14 protein-coding genes are annotated in these 19686 nt (G+C 69.4%); 11 read left to right on the plus strand and 3 right to left on the minus strand.

The features are described 5' to 3' along the window. The 4 genes from CV1CTNOD_RS06285 (at position 1) to CV1CTNOD_RS06300 (ending at position 6620) form a co-directional block, all read left to right on the plus strand. Positions 1-1731, plus strand: coding sequence for an FAD-binding oxidoreductase (locus CV1CTNOD_RS06285; protein ID WP_131785235.1), 1731 nt, complete (start codon positions 1-3; stop codon positions 1729-1731). Positions 1732-1763: 32 nt separating this feature from the next. Further along, complete coding sequence (locus tag CV1CTNOD_RS06290; protein WP_131785220.1) at positions 1764-2495, plus strand: SDR family NAD(P)-dependent oxidoreductase; 732 nt, start codon at positions 1764-1766, stop codon at positions 2493-2495. 49 nt (positions 2496-2544) lie between these two features. Further along, a complete protein-coding gene (locus tag CV1CTNOD_RS06295) occupies positions 2545-3615 on the plus strand; it encodes an LmeA family phospholipid-binding protein (protein ID WP_242606413.1) in 1071 nt (356 codons plus the stop codon). A 557-nt stretch (positions 3616-4172) separates the two neighbouring features. Next, complete coding sequence (locus CV1CTNOD_RS06300) at positions 4173-6620, plus strand: ATP-binding cassette domain-containing protein (protein ID WP_131785221.1); 2448 nt, start codon at positions 4173-4175, stop codon at positions 6618-6620. Positions 6621-6837: 217 nt separating this feature from the next. On the opposite strand, the gene CV1CTNOD_RS06305 is transcribed toward CV1CTNOD_RS06300, so the two are convergent. Then, the gene (locus tag CV1CTNOD_RS06305; RefSeq protein ID WP_131785222.1) at positions 6838-8880 is read right to left on the minus strand and encodes a protein kinase domain-containing protein; all 2043 of its coding nucleotides are present in this window, start codon (positions 8878-8880) and stop codon (positions 6838-6840) included. 220 nt (positions 8881-9100) lie between these two features. Here CV1CTNOD_RS06305 and CV1CTNOD_RS06310 point away from each other — a divergent pair, with 220 nt between their 5' ends. Together CV1CTNOD_RS06310 and CV1CTNOD_RS06315 are read left to right on the plus strand one after the other, a co-directional pair. Beyond that, the gene (locus tag CV1CTNOD_RS06310) at positions 9101-10345 is read left to right on the plus strand and encodes a hypothetical protein (RefSeq protein ID WP_207386225.1); all 1245 of its coding nucleotides are present in this window, start codon (positions 9101-9103) and stop codon (positions 10343-10345) included. A gap of 216 nt (positions 10346-10561) precedes the next feature. Further along, positions 10562-11197, plus strand: coding sequence for a GAP family protein (locus CV1CTNOD_RS06315; RefSeq protein ID WP_131785224.1), 636 nt, complete (start codon positions 10562-10564; stop codon positions 11195-11197). Positions 11198-11257: 60 nt separating this feature from the next. On the opposite strand, the gene CV1CTNOD_RS06320 is transcribed toward CV1CTNOD_RS06315, so the two are convergent. Both CV1CTNOD_RS06320 and CV1CTNOD_RS06325 read right to left on the minus strand, forming a co-directional pair. Next, the gene (locus CV1CTNOD_RS06320; protein WP_131785225.1) at positions 11258-12298 is read right to left on the minus strand and encodes an LLM class flavin-dependent oxidoreductase; all 1041 of its coding nucleotides are present in this window, start codon (positions 12296-12298) and stop codon (positions 11258-11260) included. Positions 12299-12519: 221 nt separating this feature from the next. Continuing rightward, entirely contained in the window at positions 12520-13524 is a 1005-nt protein-coding gene (locus CV1CTNOD_RS06325; protein ID WP_131785226.1) for an Acg family FMN-binding oxidoreductase, read from the minus strand. An 88-nt stretch (positions 13525-13612) separates the two neighbouring features. Between CV1CTNOD_RS06325 and CV1CTNOD_RS06330 the strand changes: the two genes are divergently transcribed. From CV1CTNOD_RS06330 to cydD, 5 genes are all read left to right on the plus strand, one after another. Further along, positions 13613-14248 (plus strand): response regulator transcription factor, encoded by a 636-nt coding sequence (locus CV1CTNOD_RS06330; RefSeq protein ID WP_131765834.1) that lies wholly within the window; start codon positions 13613-13615, stop codon positions 14246-14248. 245 nt (positions 14249-14493) lie between these two features. Beyond that, on the plus strand, positions 14494-15387 hold the full coding sequence (locus CV1CTNOD_RS06335) for a universal stress protein (RefSeq protein WP_242606414.1): 894 nt from the start codon (positions 14494-14496) through the stop codon (positions 15385-15387). Between the two features lie 170 nt (positions 15388-15557). Beyond that, on the plus strand, positions 15558-16964 hold the full coding sequence (locus tag CV1CTNOD_RS06340; RefSeq protein WP_131785227.1) for a cytochrome ubiquinol oxidase subunit I: 1407 nt from the start codon (positions 15558-15560) through the stop codon (positions 16962-16964). 24 nt (positions 16965-16988) lie between these two features. Then, entirely contained in the window at positions 16989-17984 is a 996-nt protein-coding gene (cydB, locus tag CV1CTNOD_RS06345; protein WP_131785228.1) for a cytochrome d ubiquinol oxidase subunit II, read from the plus strand. Next, the coding region (gene cydD / locus CV1CTNOD_RS06350; protein ID WP_131785229.1) for a thiol reductant ABC exporter subunit CydD at positions 17971-19686 on the plus strand (1716 nt) is incomplete at its 3' end. The genes cydB and cydD, both read left to right, overlap by 14 nt.

Genomic DNA, 19686 nt, shown 5'->3' on the forward strand with positions numbered 1-19686 from the left:
GTGTATGTGGTGGCAGCTTCGACAACGAACTGGAACGGAACGGTCTGGTGGGGCTGGGGCGCGCCCGACGCGCACACGCCGCTGGCCGAGGACATCCGTTCCCTGCTGGAGGCGGCCTTCGGCGTCACCCGCCGCGACACCCCGCCGGTAGGGCTGGACGAGCTGCGGCTGCCGGTGGCATCACTGTCCGTCGAAGCGAGCGAGGCTCTGGCGGGCGTGGTCGGGCCGGGCTGGGTACGTGACGACGCCGGCAGCCGCATCCGGCACTGCCGGGGCCGGTCCACCGCCGACCTGTTGCGCCTGCGCGCCGGTGACGCCCTCGACGCCCCGGACGCCGTCGTCCTGCCGGCGGATCACGACGAGGTTCTCGCCGTGCTGCGGGTGTGCGCCCGGCAGCGGCTGGCGGTGGTGCCCTTCGGCGGCGGGACGTCGGTGGTGGGCGGCCTGGCCCCGGCCCGGGACGGGTTCGCCGGCGTCGTCACGCTCGACCTGGGGCGGATGGACCGGCTCACGGCCGTCGACGCGCAGTCGCAGATCGTCACCTGCGAGCCCGGTCTGCGCGGCCCGGCCCTGGAGGCCGCCCTTGCCGCGCACGGCTTCACCCTGGGTCACCTGCCGCAGTCGTGGGAGTACGCCAGCGTCGGCGGGTTCGCCGCGACCCGCTCCAGCGGTCAGGCATCCGCGGGCTACGGACGGTTCGACAGCCTGGTCGTCGGCCTGCGGATCGCCACTCCGGCCGGTACCTGGGAGCTCGGCCGCGCCCCGGCGTCCGCGGCCGGGCCCGATCTGCGCCAGCTCGTGCTCGGCTCCGAAGGAGCCTTCGGGGTCATCACGCAGGTACGGCTGCGGGTCCGGCCCGTGCCCGAGACGATCCGCTACGAGGGCTGGCGGCTGGCGGGTTTCACCGAGGGGACGGCGCTGCTGCGGGAGCTGGCACAGCGGGATCTGCTCCCGACGGTCGCGCGCCTGTCGGACGAGGTGGAGACGGCCGCCGGGCTCGCCGGCGGTGGCGTCGGTGCCGACGGGGGCGGCTGCCGTCTGATCACCGGCTACGAGGGTCGCGCCGGGTGGGTCGACACGCGCCGGGCCGCCGTCGCCGAGGTGCTGGGCGCGGCCGGCGGGGTCCCGCTGGGAGCCCAGGCCGGCGCGGAGTGGGTGCGTGGCCGTTTCCGCGGCCCATACCTGCGCGACGCCCTGCTGGACGCCGGCATGTTCGCCGAGACGCTGGAGACGGCCGGGTTCTGGTCGACCCTGCCGGACCTGTACGCGCGCGTGCGTGACGCCCTCGTCGCGGCCCTGGCCGCCGAACGGGCCACCGAGCAGGCCGGCGAGAAGGCCGCCGGGCAGGCTGCCGCCGGGCGGGCCGGTGAGCGGGCGATCGACGCAGCCGGGGGCGTGCCCGGCCTGGTCATGTGCCACGTCTCGCATGTCTACCCGACAGGCGCGTCGCTGTACTTCACCGTCGTGTCCGGCCAGTCCGGCCAGTCCGGCCAGTCCGGCCAGTCCGGCGACCCGGTGGCACGGTGGCGGAGGGTGAAGGCCGCCGCTTCGCGTGCGATCACGCAGACCGGTGGGACGATCACCCATCATCACGCGATCGGCATCGACCATCAGCCCTGGCTCACCGCGGAGATCGGCGACCTCGGGGTGGCGGTGCTGCGCGCGGTGAAGCACACCCTCGACCCGGACGGGATCCTCAACCCCGGGGTTCTTGTTCCACGGGCCACCTGAGCCGGCTGGGTCTGCTGGGCCACTATGGGCGAATGCAGCAAGGGCGCGCTGACTCGCACCGGGACCGGGCGCTTGTCGTCGTCGGACCGGGGCAGGCGTTCGGTGTCCAACTCCTGCGCCGGTTCGCCCGCGAGGGCTTCGCGCTCGGGGTGATCGCCCGGTCGGCCGACACGGTCCGCCGGGTGGAGGCCGACCTCGCCCGGGACCAGATCACCGTCAGTGGCGAGGTCGCGGACGTCACCGAACCGGGTGCGGTGGCCGCGGCACTGGAAAAACTCGCCGACGACCTCGGCGGTCTGACCACCGTGGTCTACAACGCCAAGCTGAGCATCCGGGGTACCGCGCTGTCGGTGTCGGCGGAAACGGTCAACCAGACCCTTGCCGTCAACGTGACCGGGGCGCTGACCGTCGTGCAGGCCGCGGTGGCGCGGCTGGCCGGCCGTCCCGGGGCGTGCGTGCTGCTGACCGCGGCCGGGCCGAGGACCGAGCCGGTCGCCGGACGGTTCGCCCTCGCGATCGGCAAGGCCGGACTGCTCGCGCTCGGGACGTCGTTGACGCCGGTGCTGCGTACCCGGGGCATCCGGTTGCGAACCGTGGTGCTCGATGCCCGGGTGGCCCCCGATGGCCGGCTCTCCCCGGACGCGGTGGCCGAGCACTTCTGGAACGCCTACACCGCCGCGCACGGATCGGTCTTCCGGCTGGGTCCACCCAGCGTCACCGACCGCGCACCGCAGCTGTTCGGGGACGGGCATTTCCCGGGATGATCTGACCCATGTCGTGCCGGGATCCGCCATCCATGCGACCATCCTGACCGTGAGCACTGGACGCGACAACGGCCCGGACAGGGGTAGCGAGTCCGAGGAATCGACCCGGCGGCTCCCACCGTCCGGTGCCGGCACCGGTGCCCAGCCGCCGCGGGCCCGGGTCGGCCCGATCGGCCCGCCGCCTCCCGCCGACTCGTTCCGCCCGGCTCCTCGCCCCGACTGGTCCGGCTCACCGGTATCGCCGAGCGGACTGGTACCACCGAGCGGACCGGTACCGCCGGGTTCACCGATACCACCGACCAGTTCGTTCCTCCCGCCTGGAGGTCCGCCGCCCGGGGGTCAGCCGCCCGTCGCGCCCACCGGTGTGATGCAGGCTCCAGTACCCCGCCGGCGCCGGCGAAAGTGGCCGATCATCACGTTGGTCGTGCTGATCGTCCTGCTGGCCGTGGCCGACCGCGCGGCGGTGCCGATCGCTGAAAGCCAGATGAAGGCGAAGGCGGCCGCGTCCGTGGCGCAGACCAGTACCGACCCCACGGTCAGACCGGCCAAGGTCACCGACGTCTCGATCGGTGGCATACCTTTCCTCACCCAGGTCATCTTCGGCAAATACGACGACCTGAGAGTGGCGGTCACCGACATCCCCACGCCCGGGCCGCGGATCTCCGAGGTGAAGGCCAGGCTCCAGGGCGTCCATGTGCCGTTGTGGAACGCGATTCGCGATCAGATCAAGGAAGTGCCGGTCGACAAGGTGACCGCGGACGTGCAGATCACCTACGACGATCTCAACGCCTATCTGGTAAAGCAGAACGTGAAAGTCACACCGGTCGGCGACGGTCGAGAGGTACGCATATCCGGCAAGTTCGATGCCGGGCTCCTCGGTATCCAGGAGCTGTCCGGAGTGACCCGTTTCGGGGTCCAGAACAACACGCTGACCCTGATTCCCACCGAGATCCTCGGTTTCCGGCTGCCGGGCATCGAGATCCCGGGGATCCCGCTGCCGATCAGCGGGCTGCCGTTCAACCTGCAGATCGAGAAGGCCACGACCGGTAAGAACGGTATCGCGGTCACCGCTTCGGCAACGGACGTGGTCCTGCCCGCAGAACCGCCGGCATCGTCGTAACGGGCCCCGCGCAACCCCCGGCATCGCGTCGCGTAACGGGCCGGGGGAGCGACCGGGGCAGGCCCAGCTGAGGCCGGGGCAGACTCGTCCGGGCCGGCCCCGGCCGGCCCCGGCCGGCCCGGTGGAGACCCGGGCGGCATCGCTGTGCCCGGGCCGTCCGCCGTGCGACGGACCGTGGGTTCCGGCCAGGGCTGCTTGCACAGTGTGGTCGCGGCGTCGAATCGGCGACAGTTGGCGGACCGCGATGCGGCCCACGCGTCATCCTCGGCCGGTGCTGGATATTGTCACACCGGCAGTCGGCCGTCTACGGACATGACTGGCCACGCGCAGTCTGCTCCTCTGCGTCCAGTCCGTGGTGATTGGCACACCCACCGTCGATCAAGGTAGGTGGGCGGCGCTACGATCCCGACGACCAGCAAGATCGGAAGATCCATGTCGAAGTCAGTCCGGCGGGGCATCCGGCCTGTGTCCCGTCCTAGAGGGCCAAAGGCAGCGCGATCATGGTTTTCTCGCGCTGTCGGAGGTCAAAGTCCCTGGGTCGCCGAAGGGGGAAACACGTGCAGACGACCCTGAGAGTCGTCAGCGGCGCCAACGCGGCCACCGTGCCTGCCGGTCAGCCGTTCGTTGTCGGGCGCGCGCGCACGGCCGATTTCGTGATGCCGGACAGCCGGGTGTCACGTCGGCATTTGTTGATCGAGCCGGTAGGCGCGGGCTGGGCCGTCCGGGACATCAGCTCGAACGGAACCTGGCACGACGGCCAGCGGGTACAGAGTGTCGACGTCAACGGCGAGGTCCGCTTCCGGCTCGGTACGCCGACCGGGCCGGAGGTCGTCGTCCTCCTCGAGGTTCCCGCCAGCTACACCAACTCCCCGCGCTACTCTGACCCGCACTTCGAGATGCCGACGATGCTGCGCGACTCCACCGGCTACGAGCCCGGTCCGCAGCTGCCCCGGCAGCCGCCGGGGCGCCGGGACGATTCGGGCGGCCCCGATCTTGAGCGCGAGCACGAGCGTCAGACCGCCTACCGACTGCGTCCGGGCACGATGTCCATCGGCCGTTCCCGTGACAACGACATCGTCGTGGGAGACCTGTTGGCCTCGCGGCGGCACGCCGAGCTCTACGTGAGCCCCGGCGGGGAGGTAGAGATCGCAGACCTCGAGTCGGCCAACGGGACGTTCGTCAACGGCAAGCGCATCGTCCGTGAGCCGGTACCGCAGGGCGCGGTCATCGCTGTCGGTCACCATGTTTTCCAGTTCGTCGGTGACGAACTGGTCGAGTACATCGACTCCGGGGACGTCAGCTTCGAAGCCGACGGCCTGAACGTGTGGGCCGGTCAGAAACAGCTCATGCACGACATGACCTTCCGGCTGCCCGGGCGGGCGCTGCTGGCGGTGGTCGGGCCCAGTGGCGCGGGCAAGTCCACCCTGCTCAACGCCCTCACCGGTTTCCGCCCGGCCGACAAGGGCGCGGTGCGCTACGCCGGGCGGGACATGTACTCCGAGTATGACGAGTTGCGTCGCCGCATCGGCTATGTTCCCCAGGAGGACCTGCTCCACACCACGCTCAGTGTCCGCCGCGCGCTGGAGTTCGGTGCCGAGCTGCGTTTCCCCCCGGACACCACCAAGCAGGAGCGCGGCGCGCGGGTGGACGAGGTCCTTGCCGAGCTCGGCCTGACCCAGCATGCTGACACGCAGGTGGCCAGGCTCTCCGGTGGCCAGCGCAAGCGCACCAGCGTCGCGCTGGAACTGCTGACCAAGCCGACCCTGCTCTACCTGGACGAGCCCACGTCCGGTCTTGACCCGGGCATGGACAAGAACGTGATGGAGTCGCTGCGCAAGCTGGCCGACGACGGGCGCACGGTCGTGGTGGTCACTCACAGTGTCGCCCAGTTGGATCTTTGCGACTACGTCCTGGTACTGGCTCCTGGCGGGTATGTCGCCTATTTCGGCCTGCCGCGTGACGCCCTGTCCTTTTTCAACAAGAGGGACTACCCGGACGTCTTCCTGATGCTGGAGGCGACGCCCGGCGCCGAGTCGGCAGCTCGGTTCCGCCAGTCGCGCTACTACGTTCCCGCGTCGGTCACCGCGCCGTCGGCCCGTCCGGCGCCTGAGGATCTCCCGAGTATCCGCCAGCAGTCGGTGTTCTCCCAGCTCATCACGTTAAGTCGGCGAACGCTCGCCGTCGTCGCGTCCGACAGGTCCTACCTGCGGCTGATCATCGCCTTCCCGTTCCTGCTCGGGCTCATCCCGCGGGCCATACCCGGTGGGTTCGGCCTTTCCGATGACGGCACGCCGAACTCGGACGCCGGCACGATCCTGCTGGTGATGGTGCTGTGCGCCTGCTTCATGGGGATGGCGAACTCCGTCCGGGAGATAGTCAAGGAACGGGCGATCTACCGCCGGGAACGGGCGATCGGATTGTCCCGGACCGCCTATATCGGTTCGAAGATCGTTGTTCTGGCTCTGATCACGACGTTGCAGGCGATTCCGTTCACCTTGATCGGTCTTGTCGGCCGGCAGCCCGACGAAGCGCTTGTGCTGGGTAACTCCCTGCTCGAGTGCCTGCTCGCGATCATCGTGGTATCGCTGTCGTCGGCCATGCTCGGGCTGGTCATCTCCGCCCTGGTCGACAACGCGGACAAGACCATGCCGCTGCTCGTCCTGATCACCATGGCGCAGCTGGTGTTCAGCGGTGGCATCCTGCCGATGCACGGCACGCCCGGTCTGGAGGAGGTCAGCCTGATCGCGCCGGCCCGCTGGGGCTATGCCGCGCTGTCGTCGGTCGGTGACCTGAACACGATCAGCCTCGCCGGTCAACATCGTCCCGACGGGAAACTGATCAACAGCAAGGTCGTCAACGACCCGTTCTTCGACCACACCGTGCAGGCGTACTTCACCGACATCGCCGCTGGCGCGGGGATCGGTGTGCTCTGCGTCATCGCCACTGTTCTGTTGATCCGCCGGATGGACCCGAAGACCGCCAAGCGCAAGCCGGCGTCGTCCTGACCGTTTACCTGAAGTCCTGACCGAAGTCCTGACAGCTTCAAGAGTCCTGACAGCTTCAAGACCGAAGCTGTCAGGACTTCTGGCTGTCCGGACCGAAACCGTAGCTGCGCGCCCAGCTGGAATCCTGTAGCCCGTCCGCCCACTGAAATCTCAGCGATCCGGGGATTTGGGGCCTCCGGCAGCGCGAGAAAAATATGATCGCGCTGCCTTGGGTCCTTTAGCCGGAAGTCCAGCGGGGGGTGGCGTCCAATCCCGGGAACGCGGTCAGCTTCTGCGCGTGGGCGTCGTCGAGGGTGTTCGCGTTGGTCACGTAGATCTCGCGGTTGGTGGCGCCGTCGCGCTGGCTGGTGAAAGCGATCCGCTTGGTGTCCCCGGCCGCGAACGTGGGGTCCTGGTCCCGGCCCTTGGCCTCGGTCAGCTGCAACGGTGTAGCACCCGGAGTCGCATCCATGACGAAGATGTCCATCTCTGCCAGGTCCGGGCCGAAACCGCGGCGGAACGCGATCTTCTTGCCGTCCGGTGACCAGCACGGGTCGGCGTCGAAACCTTCCGTGCCCGCCGTGAGCTGGACGGGTTTCGCGCCGGCGTTGGCCGGGTTGGCGTCGATGGTGAACAGCGCGCCGCCGTCGACGCCGTTCGCACCGATGAAGAACGCGATCCGGTCATCCGTCGGGGACCAGGACGGGTCGGTGGCGCCGTCCGGCACGTTGAGCTTACGGACGCTTGATCCGTCGACGGCGACGACGTAGAGCCCAGCCCTGCCGTCGTTCGGGCCGCGCAGGGCCTTGATGACGACGAACTTCCCGGTCGGGTCGACCGACGCCCGGGCGTCCGGCGCGATCGCGATGTCCGCTGCCGGGCCGGAGGTGAACAGCGACATCGGCTGGCTGTTCCCGTCCGCGGCGATCGCGACGAGGCTGGGGGAGGAGTCAATCACCGTGTAGAGGACCGTCTTGCGCTGCGGCCCGACGATCACTGGGAGTGCGTCCGGCTTGGCGTCGTCGCCGGTCAGCCGCCGTGGCTGCCCCACCGGGCCGTCCGGGCCGACCCGCACGCTGTAGATCGTCTTTTTGTTGTCCTGCTCACTGCTGTAGACCAGGGTGCCGTCGTCGAGCCCGGCAGCGGACTTCGGCAGGATGTCGACGACCTTCGCCTGGTTGCCGTCCACGCCGGAGCCACCGGAGGCCAGGGCCAGCATCGCGCCGAGCACCGCCACCACCGCGACTCCGGCACCGGCAGCCACCAGCGCCATCCGTCGGCCGCTGCGTGGTACCCGGCCGCCGCCTCGCATGGTGGCCGCCGTCAGCGGCTCGCGGGTACCGCGCGTTGCGGTGCCATCGACACTGCCCCCGGGCGCGGGTAGCTTCCAGCCGTCCAACACCTGGATGACCGTCGCCTCGGGGTCGATCTCCTCTGTCGACAGCGGCTCACCGAGCAGGCGCAGCATCAGCTGCTGCGCGGTCGGCCGGGCCGAGGGGGCCTTGAGCATCGCGCTTGCGATGATCTCGCGCAGCGGGGGGTCCAGCCCGTCCAGGCGGGGCTCCTCGTTCACCGCGCGGTAGAGCAGGACCTGCGCGGAAGCGTCGCCGAACGGGTAACGGCCGGTCGCGGCAAAGGTGATCAGCCCGCCCCAGGCGAAGATGTCCACCGCAGGAGTGATCGGCTCGCCCTGGATCTGTTCGGGCGCCATGAACGCGGGGGTGCCGAGCTGCTGGAGGTTCCCGGTGAGGTTGCTGGCGGAGTCCAGCGCTCGGGCGATCCCGAAGTCGATCACGCGGGGCCCGAAGGGGGAGAGCACCACGTTGGACGGCTTGAGGTCACGGTGCACGATGCCGGCACTGTGGATCGCGGTCAGGGCCGCGGCCACCCCGACCGCGAGCTGCTCGAGGTTCGCCGCCGACAGCGGGCCGCTCTCGGCGACGAACCTCGCCAGCGTCCTGCCCTCGATGAACTCGGTGACAAGGTAGGGCTGCTCGGCGTCGGGCTCGGCCGCGAGCACCTCGGCGGTGCACACCCGGGCGACCCGGCGGGCCGTTTCGGCCTCCAGGCGGAACCGCGAACGGAACTCGTCATCGTCGGCCACGTCGGCGCGGATCACCTTGATGGCGACCAGCCGGCCGGTTTCGGAGCGCCCGAGGTAGACGGTTCCCATCCCGCCCTGGCCGAGCTTGCCCAGCAGGGTGTAGGAACCGAGCTGGCCGGGGTCCTCCGGACCCAGCGCAACGGTCTGTACACCCATGGCCGCATCCGGCAGCGCCATCGTCTGATCCACCCCCAGCGCGGGTTCCCTCCCGGGTCCAGCCCGCAGCGTGCTGTCCACAATGGCCGGGTCCGCAAGCGCTCGGACCAGCTTCCCCCGGTGCCTGCGGGCATGCGGTAGGAGTTGTGGTCGTGTGCCTTTTGGCCCACCTAAAACTACTCCGCCGGTCGTATCGCCGACTCGCGGCTTTCCCATTCGACGGGCATGGCATGCTGCCGGTATGCCGCAGCCGCGACGATTGTTTCCGGTAACCGCCTATGCACTCGTTGCCGTGATGGCTGTCGTCCTGCTGTTGACGCCGGGGTGCGGCAGTTCGGATTCGCCGGGTACCCCCGCCGCCAACTCACCCGCGCCCACACCGACAGCGGACCCCACCGCGCCGGTATGGGGTTTCCTCCGCTTGGACGAGGCCGCGCCCGCCATCGGCGTCCCGCGGGTGCCCGCGAGTGAGGTACAGGCTGGTAGCTGGCAGTTTGCCGCGGCCACCAGGCAGGCTCGGGCGACGGTGATCCGCCGGGAGACGGGCCGCTACAGCGTGATCTTCCCCCGTGTCGGGGTGCCCGGTGGCCGGGGCGCCGCGGTCGTGTCCGCGGTCGGTGACGCACCGGTGCACTGCCATACCGAGAACTGGGCAGCGTCGGGCCTGGACGAAGAGGTCACCCTGGCCTGCCGATCGCTCACCGGCGCCTATGCCGACTCCCGTTTTACCGCGTTGTTCACGTTCGCGCCGGCGTCCCATCGTCCGAATCCCAGCGAGCCGTACGCCTATTTCCGTGATGACGCGCCGAGCCAGCAGCAGGTCCGTCCGGAAAACAGCTACAGTCTCGCCGGCCCCGGCACCATCGAGATCAACTGGACCGGCATCGGCCGCTACTCGATCGACCTGATCGGCGCTCTCTACGCACGTACCGGCAACAACCTCCAGGTCAACGCGCTCGGTTCCACAACAGTGGGCTGCAGTGCGCTCGGCCGGGAGGTGCATGCCGACCGTCAGACCATCTTCGTCGGGTGCGCGAACGGGCAGACGTGGACGGACGCGCCGTTCGTCGTCGTGTATGGCAACCAGCACACGGTGATTCCCGTGGAGAACGCGGCGTTCGGGCACTCCTTCTCCGGGCTGGAGGAGGAGGGGACCGGGAAGATCCTGCAGCCGCCGTTGGAGCGGACCGTCGATGTGTGGCCTCGCTACTCCGCCAACAGCGCGAAGAAGACGAACACGATCCGTCATGTCTCGACCGGTATCTATGAAGTCGTCTTTCCCGGTGCCGGCCGGGCGCCCGACCATGTCCAGGTCACGCCCTACGGCGAACCGACCCGCCGTTGCGCGATCGCGGGATGGACGTCGCCCCCTGCCGGGGAATCCGGGGACGTGACGACGAAAGTCGTCTGTTTCGACCCGGACGGTAGCCGCGCCGACTCCCAGTTCAGCCTCGCCTACGTCAGCACCGCGGCCCTGACGTCCTGACCCGGCGCACCACCTGTCTCGGGTGAGGCCGCGAACCGGTCGGGACCGGACAGTGGACCGATGGCACCAGGTGCGTCGGTACATCAGTCTGCGCGAAGGGAGCATGATCGCGCTGCTTTTGGCTCTCCAGCGGCCCAGTGACCTGGGCCTCCGGCTGCGCGAGAAAATTATGATCGCGCAGCCTTTGGCCCTCCAGCGAGGAGAACGGAGCGGCCTTTGAGCTTCCAGATACTCCCACTCGCCATCACGATGATGGCTGGACCGCAGATCATGTCGGCGATCGTCTTCGTCACGACCGAGAAGGCGATCCGGTTGTCCCTCGCCTTCCTCAGCGCAGTGGCGATCGCAACTTCGCTGGGTGTGGCCATCGCCACCGGACTCGCGTCCCTGGTGGACAACGGAGTCTCCCTGGATGACTCCGACAGGGCGGACTCGGCCGCCAGCATCATCCAGATCGTGCTGGTGGGCCTGCTGCTGGTGGCGGCCGTGCGCAGTTATCTGGGGCGCAGGACCGCCGAACAGCCGAAGTGGCTCGGCGCGCTGGTCACGGCGGATGCGAAGAAGGCGTTCGAGACCGGCTTCCTGCTGATCCTGCTGTTTCCGTCCGACATCGTCGTTCTGTTGACCGTGGGCGTGAACCTACAGCGAGCCGACCCTGCGCTGGGCGTCGCCCTGGCGTTCATCGCAGCCACGGTCCTGGTCGCGGGGCTGCCGTTGCTGGCCTACCTGCTCTTCCGCCGGCGAGCGGAAAGGGCGATGCCCAAGGTCAGGAACTGGATGAGCGCGCAGAGCTGGTTGGTCAACATAATCGTCTATGTCTTCTTCATCGTTCTGATCCTGTCGAGCGGTTGACGATCCATCCCGAACACAGGTAGGCCGACGGCCCGTCAGAGGCCGCCGACGGGTGGGAGGTCACGCGGACAGAGGCTGGCGCGGGACGGTGAGTTCCGCGAACTCGGCGATCAGTTCATAGGAGCGGATCCGGGTGGCATGCGGGTGGATATTTGTCACAATCATGATCTCGTCGGCGTCCGTCGCGTCGATCAGAGCGTCCAGGCCGGCGCGGACCGTCTCCGGTGATCCCACGATGTGTGAGGCGGTCGCGCTGTCGGCGGCGGCTCGTTCGGCGGGCGTCCAGGGATATGCCGAGGCTTCCTCGGGAGTGGGAAACACCTCCGGGTGGCCGCTACGCATCCGCAGCATCGCCAGCCGGGTCGGCCCGGCAAGCCACTGCGCGGTCTCGTCGGTGTCCGCGCACACGACGGCGGCGGCGACCATGGCGTAGGGCTGGTCCCGCCCCGGGGACGGCCGGAACGTCGAGCGGTACAGCTCCAGCGCCGGAAGAGTGTTTATCGAGCTGAAGTGGTGTGCGAAGGCGAACGGAAGGCCGAGGTACCCGGCGAGCTGCGCACTGTACCCACTGGAACCGAGCAGCCAGACCGGTGGTATCCCGCTGTGCGGGACGGCGGTCACCATCCGTAGGGGATGGTTGGGGGGAAAGGAGTTGCCGAGGAAGGCGACGAGCTCGGCGAGCTGCTCGGGGAAGTCGTCGGCGGACAGCTGCCCGCTCGAGCGCCGCAACGCGTGGGCGGTTGCGGGGTCGGTTCCCGGCGCCCGTCCGATGCCGAGATCCACCCGTCCCGGGAACAGGGCCCCGAGCGTCCCGAACTGTTCGGCGATGACCAGCGGTGCGTGGTTGGGCAGCATGATCCCTCCCGAGCCGACCCGGATGCTCGTGGTGGCGGCACCGACCTGCCCGATCAGGATGGACGTCGCCGAACTGGCGATGCCGGGCATGCCGTGGTGCTCGGCGATCCAGTACCGGGCGTAGCTGAGCCGCTCGGTCCGGCGGGCGAGGTCGAGGGTGTTGCGTACCGCTTGTGCCGGCGTCGAACCGGACACCACCGGTACGAGATCGAGGACGGACAGGGGCAGGGGACGGGAGAGGCTCACCTGAGAGGTAACTTCGCGGGCTCATGGGGATCTTCCCGGATGCCACCCGAAACGCTCCGGGGCCGGTAAGGTATGCCTGCCGGCCGTGACATGGCCCCCGGGCTCACCCCTATGTCGCTGCGAGCGACCACGCGCCGAGAGGCGACCTGCGCGGCCGGCACCTTAGCTCCCCGGTTGTTCCCCGTGCCCCGTGCCCCGTGCCCCGTTCGCCGGAGTTCAGCTCATTCGAACCGCAGGATGTCGTTGACCGACCGGCGGGGGGTCGCCTTCAGCGGTTCGGCGTCGGGAAGCGGATAGCCGACCCTTATGATCATCTGGATGTGTCCCAGACCGCCGACGGAATGCCGCAGGAGCTCGCGGGTCACGTCGAGGTCGACGGCCTGGCCCAGCGGTGACGTCGCGATGCCACGCGCGGTCGCGGTCAGCAGAACCCGCTCCATGGCCTGCCCGGCCCGCAGCCGTTCGGCCGCAGTGTCGGCGTCGGTGCCGATCAGCAGCACCACGGGGCGTTCCACCCCTGTCTGCTCCAGGTGCAGGCCGGGTTCGCCGACCACGTTGAAGTCGCGGATCGCGAACTCGGACTGCCGCGGCTGATCCGAGCCGATCACCACGTCACGGGGGATGCCGTCCTCGGCGTCCGGGGTCGCTCGGCTCCACGACTCCAGCTCTGTCCGGTAGGCCGGGTCGTGGTTCTCCAGCCAGTCCGCGCGGGAGATCAGCACGCTGGTGTCGATGCGCAGGTCGGTGTCGTCCAGGGACACCAGCCACGCACCCTCCGCCTCGGCGGCCAGCCGTAGCGCCCGCAGGTGCTCCGGTTCCAGCAGGCGAGGGTCGAAGGGCCTGCGGTCGGTGTGCCGATGGTGCGTTGCCGCCAGCAGCGCCTCGTCCTGCGGATCGGCCGGCTGTCCGCCGGTGATGCGAATCGTGGCCACCGGCCCGGCACCAAGGTCGTCACCGCCGGACGGGAAGAACGTCACATCCGGGACGAGTCCTGCCGCGCGAACGGCGAGGCGGGCGTGCAACAGGGCCGCACCGCAGCTCAGCAGGAGCTGCCGGCCGTCCGGGTCGGCGATGCGCAGTTGGCGCGAGGTGTCGGCGAAGAGATCAAGATTACGCTCGCCCACTCGCCAGCGCCACGGCTGGGTGTTGTGGATCGACGGGGCTAGGCCGGCCGCCTCGACGATTCTGCGGGCGAGATCCCTGAGCAGGGTGTCGGTGCTAGTCACCCGTACGACGGTAGGACCTTCGGTCTGTCATGTCCTGATGCCTTCGATCCATGGTCGTCAAGACGTCGCCGCGCGTATCGTCGGTTCGGTGGAGCCTGTCCGCGTTTTCGTTCTCGATGACCACGAGATCGTCCGGCGCGGGATGCGCGAGCTGCTGGAAAGCCAGGGCGACATCAAGGTCGTGGGGGAGGCCGGCCTGGTGGCCGAGGCCCTGCGGCGCATCCCGGCGCTACGTCCAGACGTCGCCATCCTCGACGCCCGTCTGCCCGACGGCAGCGGCATCGACGTGTGCCGCGACATCCGCTCCGGCACACCGGAGGTGCCCTGCCTGATCCTGACATCCCACGACGACGACGAGGCCCTGTTCGCTGCGATCATGGCGGGAGCGGCCGGTTACGTACTCAAGCAGATCAGAGGCAATGATCTCATCGGCGCTGTCCGGACGGTCGCGTCCGGCCAGTCCATGCTCGACCCCGCCGTCACCCAGCGGGTGCTGACCCGGCTGCGTGACGGTGCGCCGGAGGACCGCCTACTGTCCACACTCAGCGAGCGGGAGCGTCAGATTCTCGGGCTCATCGCCGAGGGGCTGACCAACCGCCAGATCGCCAGCAGGATCCATCTGGCCGAGAAGACGGTCAAGAACAACGTCTCCTCCATCCTGGAGAAGCTCGGCCTGACCAGCAGGACCCAGGCGGCGGTCTTCGCCACCAAGCTGGCCGGCTAGGCGGTCCCGCGAAGCCTGCGGGCACGCGAGAAGAATCATGATCGCGTGCCCTTCGGCTGGGTGCCCCGGGGAGCCTCCGGGCATGCGGGGAATGATCGCATGCCCTTCGGCTGGGTGCCCCGGGGAGTCTCCGGGCATGCGGGGAATGATCGCATGCCCTTCGGCTGGGTGGCCCGGACACGCGGGACCTTCGGTCCCGTGGTCTACCCGAATCGCTCTCGTTCGCGTCGCCGGGCGCTGCGAGCGTGAACGGTGTGGAGACGACATTCGACATCGTGGTGGGGATCGACGCGTCCGCCGACGCCGAGTTGGCCCTGCGCTGGGCTTTTGCCAATGCCGGGTTGACCGGGACGCGGATACGAGCGGTACTCGCCTGGGGTCCGGGCGGGCGTCCCCGGGTGGTCGACGACATCTCGCCGTCGATCGGGGTCGACGACCTGGAGCATGCGGCGCTGCAGGTGCTGCATGACGCGGTCCGGCGGACGCATCCCGGCGACCTCGCGGTCGATGTCGTCGAACGTACTGTCTACGACGCGCCGTCGGACGCCCTCGTGGAGGAGTCCCGGGACGCGCTGATGCTCGTAGTCGGCGCCCGGGGGCTCGCCCGGATGCGTCGGATGTTCGTCGGTTCGGTCACCGCACGGTGCGCGCAGGAAGCACCCGTTCCTGTGGTCGTCGTGCGTGGGCCGGCACCACCTGAGCCGGACGGCCGTCCGATTCTTGTCGGTGTCGACGGCTCGGAAAGCTCACTGGCCGCGCTGCGGTGGGCGGCACTCCAGGCGGGACTACGCCGAGTCCCCCTGCGGGTCGCGCACTGCTGGCTGCCGGAACCACCGTTCGACCCCGCCTGTCTGCCCGCGTTCGACCCGCCCGCGTTCGACGAGGCGGTCCTGGAAAAGGCCGCCCGTCTCACCCTTGACACGGCGGTCGAGCAGGGACTGGCAAGTCGTACCGATGTTGCCGTCGAAGCCGTGCTGGTGGCCGGCTCGGCGGCCCACGGCCTGATCGTGGCCGCCCGTTCGGCCCAGCTGCTGGTGGTCGGTGCCCGCGGCCGCGGCGGGTTCGGCGGGCTGCTGCTCGGGTCGGTCAGCCACCAGGTCGTCACGCACGCTCCGTGCCCGGTCGCTGTCATCCGCTAGACGGCCAAAGGCGGCGCGATCATGTCTTTCGTGCCGCCGGCGGCCTAGGTTTCCCAGTCTCTACGGGCCAAAGGCGGCGCGATCATCTTTTGTGCGCCGCCGGCGGCCTGCGTTTCCCGGTCGCTGAAAGGAAAACAGATGAACCAGGAACAGACGAGCCAGGAACACAGATGAGTCAGGACACGATTGCCCGCTGGCAGTTCGCAATCACCACCGTCTACCACTTCCTGTTCGTCCCGCTGACGATCGGACTGTCGCTGCTGGTCGCCGGAATGCAGACGGCATGGGTCCGGACCGGAAATGTCGAATGGCTCCTCCTGACCCGTTTCTGGGGCAAGTTGATGCTCATCAACTTCGCGATGGGAGTAGTCACCGGAATCGTCCAGGAATTCCAGTTCGGAATGAACTGGTCGGATTACTCGCGCTTCGTCGGGGACGTTTTCGGCCCGCCGCTGGCGATGGAGGCGCTGATCGCGTTCTTCCTTGAGTCGACCTTCCTCGGCTTGTGGATCTTCGGTTGGGACCGCCTGCCCAAGCGCGTCCACCTCGCCACCATCTGGCTGGCCTCGATCGGAACCGTGATCAGTGCGTACTTCATCCTGGCGGCGAACTCGTGGATGCAGCACCCGGTCGGCTACCGGATCAACCCGCAGACCGGGCGTGCCGAGCTCACCTCGATCTGGAAGGCGCTGACGAACCCGACACAGATGGTCACCTTCCCGCACGTGCTGGCCGCCTCGCTGCTGACCGGGGGCGCGGTGCTGGTCGGGCTGTCCTGTTGGCACCTGCGTAAAGGTCAGCAGGTCGAACTGCACCGGCGGGCCGTGCGGCTGGGCCTGGTCGTCTGTGCCGTGGCATCGGTGGGGGTACTGCTGTCCGGTCACTTCCAGGGCCAGGTCATGACCAGGCAGCAGCCGATGAAGATGGCTTCCGCCGAGGCGCTGTGGGACACCGAGAAGAGCGCGGGCTGGTCCCTGTTCGCGTATGGGGACGTCTCCCACGGTGAGAACAAGGTCGATATCAAGATCCCCTACATGCTGTCGTTCATGGCCACGAACTCCTTCACCGCCGAGGTGGAAGGGGTCAACGACCTGCAGGCCGCCGCGGTCGCCAAGTACGGCCCCGGTGACTACACGCCCGTCATGGGTGTCACGTTCTGGAGTTTCCGCATCATGATGGCGTTGGGTGGGGTCTACCTCGCCCTCGCGGCCTTCGGCCTGTGGCGGATGCGCGGTGGCCGTCTGCCCGGCGGGCGCTATGGGCTGCTGGCGTTCATGGGTGCCGCTGTGCTGCCGTACGCGGCGAACACCGCAGGCTGGATCTTCACCGAGATGGGGCGCCAGCCGTGGGCGGTGTTCGGCCTGCTGCGTACGTCCGACGCGGTCTCTCCGGGAGTCTCCACCACCGCGGTGATCGCGACGTTGGCCGGGTTCACCGTCATCTACGGCTCGCTTGCCGTGGTCGCGCTGCGTCTGTTCCTGCAACACGGCAGGCATGAGATCCCGGCCCTGAGCACGAACGTGACCATCGGTGGCGAATCGCGGCCCGGCGAGGCGCTGCCGTCACTGGCTTACTGACATCCCAGGACCAGGAGTAGGGCGATGCTTGAGGAGTTCTGGTTCGTGCTCGTCGCCGTCCTGTGGGTCGGCTTCTTCGTCCTGGAAGGCTTCGACTTCGGTGTAGCGGCTTTGCTGCCGGTAGTCGGCCGTAACAACGAAACCGATCGTCGGGCGGTGCTCGGCACCATCGGTCCGGTCTGGGACGCGAACGAGGTGTGGCTGCTCACCGCCGGTGGGGCGATGTTCGCCGCTTTTCCGGAGTGGTATGCGAGCATGTTCAGTGGAATGTACCTGGCGCTTTTCCTCGTCCTGTTCTCGCTGATTATCCGCGGGGTTTCCCTGGAATATCGAGGAAAGGCCACCACGGCGGCCGGACGGGCCTGGTGCGACCGCGGGATCACGATCGGTGGAGCGTTGCCGGCGCTGCTGTTCGGCGTCGCCTGTACCAACATGGTCCGTGGCCTGGAGATGACTCCCGACCATGAGGTGACCAGCGGGCTCCTCGATCTGTTGAACCCGTACGGCCTGCTGGGCGGCGTGACCACGGCGTTGCTGTGCACCCTGCACGGCGCGGTGTTCCTGACGCTGAAGACCCGCGGTGAGATACGCGACCGGGCCCGCCGGATAACCCGGGTCCTGATCCCACCCGCCCTGGCAGCCCTGGCCGGGCTGGCCGTGTGGACGGTCGCGATCCGCGGTGGGATCGCCGTGGCCGCGGTGGGAGCGATGGCGCTGTTCGCACTCGGCTTCGCGGCACTGGCCTGGTTCAACGAGCGGGACGGCTGGGCCTTCACCGGCACGGCCGGTGCCATCGCGCTGCTGGTGACGAGCTGGTTCGTCGCGCTCTACCCCAATGTGCTGCCGGCTCTGGGCACGCCGGAGAACAGCCTGACCATCAGCAACGCCGCGTCCGGGCACTACACGCTCACGATCATGACATGGGTGGCGGTGCTGTTCACCCCGGTCGTCCTCGGCTACCAGGCGTGGTCGTACTGGGTGTTCCGGCGGCGGCTGGTGGGATCCGATGAAGCCGGTTGATCCACGGCTGCTGCGTGCCACCCCCGCCCTGCGCGGTTACCTGCTGCGGCTGGGAGCTCTCGCGGTCGCCTCGGCCGTCCTAGTGATCATGCAGGGGAGCCTGCTGGCCGACGTCGTGGTGAGCGGCCAGCAGGTGGTGGCTGGTGCACTCACCGGGACAGGAGCCGGCATCGCGCTCCTCGTCCTGGTCACCGCCGCCCGGGCGGCCGTGGTCTGGCTGTCCGAACGGACCGCCGAACGTACCTGTCCGGCGGTGTCGGCAGGCCTGCGCCAGGCCATGCTCGACGCGGTCGTCGAGCATGCGGTCACCGCGGGCACCGGCCGCGGCCATCGCGATCGCGACGGTGGATCGGGGGCGCTCGCGGTCACCGCGGGCGCCGGCCTGGACGGCATGGACGCCTACCTGACCCGTTTCCTGCCCGCGCTGGTCATGGTCGCGGTCGTCCCACCGTTCGTGCTGGCCCGGATCGCCGGCGCGGACCTCACTTCCGCGCTCATCCTGGCCGTCGTGCTGCCGCTTGTGCCGATCTTCATGGTGCTGGTGGGGCTGGCCACCCGCAACCGCACCGACCGGCAGCTGGCGGTGCTCGGCCGGCTGTCCGGGCACTTCCTCGACGTTGTCGAGGGACTGCCGACGCTGAGGATATTCAGCCGGGCGAAGGCCCAGGTGGAGGTGATCCGCCGGATCACCGACGCCTACCGGGAACAGACGATGGCGGCGCTGCGCTGGGCGTTCCTGTCGTCGTTCGTGCTGGAGCTGCTCGCGACGCTGTCGGTCGCCCTGGTCGCGGTGTCGGTGGGGCTGCGGTTGGTATCGGGTTCGCTCGACCTGCGCACGGGGTTGCTGGCCCTGCTGCTCGCCCCGGAGGTCTACCTGCCGCTGCGGCAGGTGGGAGCGCAGTACCACGCGACCGTGTCCGGACTGACCGCGGCCGGCGCGGCCCTCGACGTGGTCGACGCCGTGCCGGCGGCGCGTCCGGGCCGGCGCCTGGCCCCCACCCGGTTCGACGCCCTGCGGTTGGACGGCGTGGACCTGCGCAACACCGGGCGGGTCGACCTGACCGTCCGCCGGGGTGAGATCGTCGCGCTGGTCGGGCCGAGCGGCGCGGGCAAGAGCACCGTGCTGGCGTTGCTGCGCGGGGCGCTGCATCCGGCACGGGGCCGGGTGCTGGTGGACGGCGTCGACCTCGCTGACCTCGACCCGGCCGGCTGGCAGGCCCGCGTCGCCTGGCTGCCGCAGCGACCGCATGCCGTCTGCGGCGGCACGGTCGCCGACGAGGTGCGGCTGGGACGGCCCGGCGCGAAGGCCGCCGAGGTCGCCGCCGCGCTCGCGGCGGCGGGGGCGCCGCCGACGGACCAGACTGTGGGCGAGGACGGCGGCGAGCTGTCAGCGGGTGAGCTGCGCCGGGTCGGGCTCGCCCGGGTGCTGGTCCGGGACGCCCCGCTGGTGCTGCTCGACGAGCCCGGGGAAAGCCTGGACGTGGCCGCCGAGGAGCGGGTCGCCGCAGCCGTCGCGGCATTGCGGGGCCGCGCGACGGTGGTGCTCGTCGCGCACTCCGCCGCTCTCGCCGACGTCGCCGACCGGATCGTCACGATTTCGGCCGGCCGGGTGGTCGCCGACCGGAGGCTCGCCGATCGGACGGCCGCCAGCCGGACGACGCTGCCCGGACCGGCTCGCCCGCCGGCTCGGGCAGCTCTGACG

Origin of the sequence: Protofrankia symbiont of Coriaria ruscifolia (genome assembly GCF_900634745.1) — a bacterium.
GTDB lineage: Bacteria > Actinomycetota > Actinomycetes > Frankiales > Frankiaceae > Protofrankia > Protofrankia californiensis.